Source organism: Vibrio sp. V39_P1S14PM300 (assembly GCF_009904765.1).
Taxonomy (GTDB): domain Bacteria; phylum Pseudomonadota; class Gammaproteobacteria; order Enterobacterales; family Vibrionaceae; genus Vibrio; species Vibrio proteolyticus.
The window spans coordinates 1-4,242 of record NZ_WXWP01000023.1; the positions used below are offsets into that span (position 1 = coordinate 1).

The following is a 4,242-nucleotide window of genomic DNA, read 5'->3' on the forward strand; positions in this document are numbered from 1 at the left end:
CTCTACGATAGTTAATCCTAAACCAAGCCCGGCCTTGCTCACAAATGGCTTTTTCAACTGACGCCAGTCCTTGTGAGTGAGTTCGCCTTGGTCAATAACTTTTACGGTAATGCCGTTGTCTGTTGTCGCCACATCCAAAGTAATAGGTGGAACACCATACTTAACCGCATTACGAATCAGGTTATCAATACATGTACCCAGCCAGTAAACATTAAGCTTAGCAGCGACATCTTTGTTTATGGTCAGCTTAATGTCACCTTCAAACTCTTCTTCAATTTTAAATGATAACCACTCTTCTATCGATGGCACCCATTCGGTCGCTAAAGGTTTACTGTCTGATTGCAAATAGTCCTTACTCGCCTCAGCGAGTTGCCGCAAACGACGCGAGTCTTCGCAAAGTCGCCGAAACTCATCGTATACCGTTTCAGGCAGTCGCTCAAATTCACGCCGGAACCCTTCCACAGTCAGTGACAAGCTGGCAATAGGTGTTCTCAGTTCGTGTGTCAGGATTTGAAGAATCAACATGCGACTCTTCATTTCCTTGCGTTTTGTATTCCATCGATAAACCGACCAACCCAACACCAACAAAATGTTGGCGATCACCAGTATGACCATACTGATGCGCAAAATGTTGGCGTGATCTTCGACATTCCAACACAGGTTACCTCGTTGGACAAAACAACTGGTCGATTGGTTCGATAAAGAAAAGCTTAATCCGGCCTGGCTTATATTCGCCTTCCAGACATCTTCAGGAAAAATATAATAACGATCCCCTTGCCTCAACCAAAACTCGCCACGTTCCATAAACATGCTCGCACCGGAAATCAGAGCCGTGATCGCATCTTCATCCATGCGCTGTAAACGCCCAAGCAACGTATCATTGTCGGCAAGTGGGCGTTCTGAGATTTGCATGTATTGCTGGAGTTCATCCTGCTTGTCCGGGTATTTCTCCACATAGCGAGCTGCATAAGAGCCTCCCCCCGGATGGACAAGCCCGCTGCGTGCGAACCAACGTGTACTTAACTTTGTGCCTTTACAAATCGCGCGGGTGAACACCAAAGGTTCGGTAATTAGCGGGCTTAACGGTAACTTGCCAGTACAGGTCTTAGCCAACTGGTAAAGTTGCTGAATATCTTTCAACGGATATTGGGATGTCTGAGGCAGCATCGACTCGGGAGTGATCAATCGGGTTGGATATTCTGTCTGAATAACCCGGGTATCATAAGAGACGGTGGCTGAAGAGGTATCAAAGAGATCGACGAACTTGTCAATACGCTCAGGCAGCGAATCGGCACTCACCTGCATAGAGGCAAACGCAAATAGCGTGAATATGAATTTAGATGCTGCTTTAATCAAGGGTATTTGTTCAAATTCAGTACGTTACGATAACTATAAGGCATTATGTACCAAGAATACATGTGAAATGTAATATTGATGTCAATAATGTGTTCTTTAAAAAACAAGAAGCCAGCAAAATTGCTGGCTTCTTTAAGCGTTAACTTCAGTTTATAGCGCTTTCGATATGGCGTCTACACTGTCTTTGGCATCGCCAAACAACATATGGGTATTGTCCTTAAAGAACAACGGGTTCTGTACCCCGGCATAACCAGTATTCATTGAGCGTTTGAACACAATGACGTTCTGCGCGTTCCAAACTTCGAGGACAGGCATACCGGCAATCGGGCTGGTTGGATCTTCCTGAGCGGCTGGGTTGACCGTATCATTTGCACCAATGACCAGAACTGTATCGGTATCACCAAAGTCGTCGTTGATTTCGTCCATTTCCAGAACAATATCATACGGGACTTTCGCTTCGGCCAGCAGCACGTTCATGTGACCAGGTAAGCGCCCTGCTACAGGGTGAATCCCGAAACGAACGTTTACGCCTTGTGCACGAAGCTTCTCCGTGATCTCATGTACTGGGTATTGAGCCTGAGCAACCGCCATGCCATACCCCGGAGTGATGATCACTGACTTAGAGCCTTTCAGCATATCAGCGACATCTTCCGCAGTAATTTCGCGGTGCTCACCGTGATCAACATCGCTGGAAACCACCACTTCCTGACCAAAACCGCCGGCAATTACACTAATAAATGAACGGTTCATCGCCCGGCACATAATGTATGACAGAATGGCACCTGAAGAACCCACTAATGCTCCCGTTACAATCAGTAGATCGTTCGCCAACATGAAACCGGCTGCGGCGGCTGCCCAGCCAGAGTAGGAGTTCAGCATCGAAACGACGACTGGCATATCCGCCCCACCGATGGACGCCACCAGGTGGTAACCAAAAGCAAACGCAATCAACGTCATAACGATTAAAGCAAACATACTGCCGTCCGCTTTGACAAAATAGATCAACAGGAGCGTAGAAATTACAACGGCCGCCAAATTCATTTTATGTTTGTGCGGCAAGTTTAGCGGTGAAGATGAAATGATCCCGCGTAATTTACCAAATGCGACCACCGAACCGGTAAATGTGACGGCACCGATAAAGACGCCCAGAAACACCTCTACCATGTGAATGACGTGTTCTGCGTGTATACCGGCCAGGTCTGTCGATACTGGCGCTGGTGGCTCAAGATAGCTGTTGTAGCCCACTAATACGGCGGCCATACCAACAAAGCTGTGAAGAATTGCCACCAGCTCTGGCATCTCTGTCATTTCGACTTTCTTAGCGAAATGAATACCGATCCCGCCACCGATCACCATTGCTAAGATGATCCAGGCCAGGCCTTGTGCTCCAGGGCTGAAGATCGTCGCGATCAAAGCGATCGTCATCCCTGCGATGCCGTAATAATTACCGCGTTTTGCTGACTCTTGCTTCGACAAACCAGCCAAACTCAATATGAAAAACAGAGCAGCAACGATATAAGCCGCCTGTACTAATCCTGCAGACATATGTTACTCCCTATTTAACGGTCTTTACGGAACATTTCGAGCATACGTTTGGTCACGGTAAAGCCACCAAAGATATTAATGCTCGCAATGAGAACAGCGATAAATGAAATGAAGGTCACTAAACCGTTCCCCTGCCCAATTTGCAGTAAAGCACCAACGACGATAATGCCTGAAATCGCATTGGTCACCGACATCAACGGGGTGTGCAGGGAATGCGTGACATTCCAGACAACGTAATAACCGACCACACAAGCCAGAACGAATACCGTAAAGTGAGACAAAAATGCTGCGGGTGCGACCGATGCCACCCAGGCAAAGGCAGCCACACCGATGGCGACACCCGCCAGTTTTTTCACTGGTGACGCTGGCTCTTGTGGTTTCTCATCTTTCTTGGCAGATTCCACAGCTTTTGTCTGAGGCTGTACAGAAACCTGAATCGGTGGCGCTGGCCAAGTAACTTCCCCTTCTTTCACTACCGTAACACCACGAATCACCACATCATCAAAATCGATATTGACAGTGCCATCTTTTTCTTTGCAAAGCAGTTTCAGTAGGTTTACCAGGTTGGTCGCGTAAAGTTGCGATGATTGCGTTGGCAAGCGGCCAACCATATCGGTATAACCAACAACTTTAACGCCGTTGTCCGTCGTAATAACTTCATCGGCCTGGGTGTATTCACAGTTACCGCCATTAGCGGCTGCAAGATCGACAATCACACTGCCCGCTTTCATGCTGTCGACCATTTCTTTGGTGATCAGCTTCGGTGCAGGCTTGCCAGGGATCAAAGCCGTGGTGATAATGATGTCGACGTCTTTTGCTTGCGCAGCGTAAAGCTCAGCTGCTTTCTTATTGAAATCATCGGACATCTCTTTCGCATAGCCGTCGCCAGAGCCAGCCGTTTCCTGAAAATCGACAGTCAGGAACTCAGCCCCCATCGATTCGACTTGTTCTTTCACTTCCGGGCGAACGTCAAATGCGCGCACGATAGCCCCCAGACTGCCTGCCGCGCCAATCGCCGCCAAGCCGGCAACACCAGCCCCAGCGACCAGGACTTTAGCAGGAGGCACTTTACCCGCTGCAGTTATTTGCCCAGTAAAGAATCGCCCGAATTCATGTGCAGCTTCGACGACGGCACGATAACCTGCGATATTCGCCATTGAAGACAAGGCATCAAGCGCCTGAGCTCGTGAAATACGAGGGACGGCATCCATGGCCATTACATTGATGTTTTTGCCTGACAGTTTTTCCATTAATTCAGGATTTTGTGCAGGCCAAATAAAACTGACTAACGTTGCGCCCTCTTTTAACAACGCAATTTCATCAACTTCGCCCTCATAGAGT

General features: G+C 48.1%; 3 protein-coding genes. All 3 read right to left on the reverse strand.

The features are described from left to right. On the reverse strand, positions 1-1,356 hold a 1,356-nt coding region (gene vxrA / locus CAG65_RS01270), incomplete at its 3' end, for a sensor histidine kinase VxrA (protein ID WP_443098364.1). A gap of 150 nt (positions 1,357-1,506) precedes the next feature. Then, a complete protein-coding gene (pntB, locus tag CAG65_RS01275) occupies positions 1,507-2,901 on the reverse strand; it encodes a Re/Si-specific NAD(P)(+) transhydrogenase subunit beta (RefSeq protein WP_161451627.1) in 1,395 nt (464 codons plus the stop codon). 14 nt (positions 2,902-2,915) lie between these two features. Further along, positions 2,916-4,242 (reverse strand): Re/Si-specific NAD(P)(+) transhydrogenase subunit alpha (gene pntA, locus CAG65_RS01280; protein ID WP_161451629.1); only part of this gene is annotated, 1,327 nt, incomplete at its 5' end.

Coding starts and splice junctions, on each gene's coding strand:
- pntB (WP_161451627.1), bottom strand. CDS start 2,901: ATGTCTGCAGGATTAGTACAGGCGGCTTATATCGTTGCTGCTCTGTTT.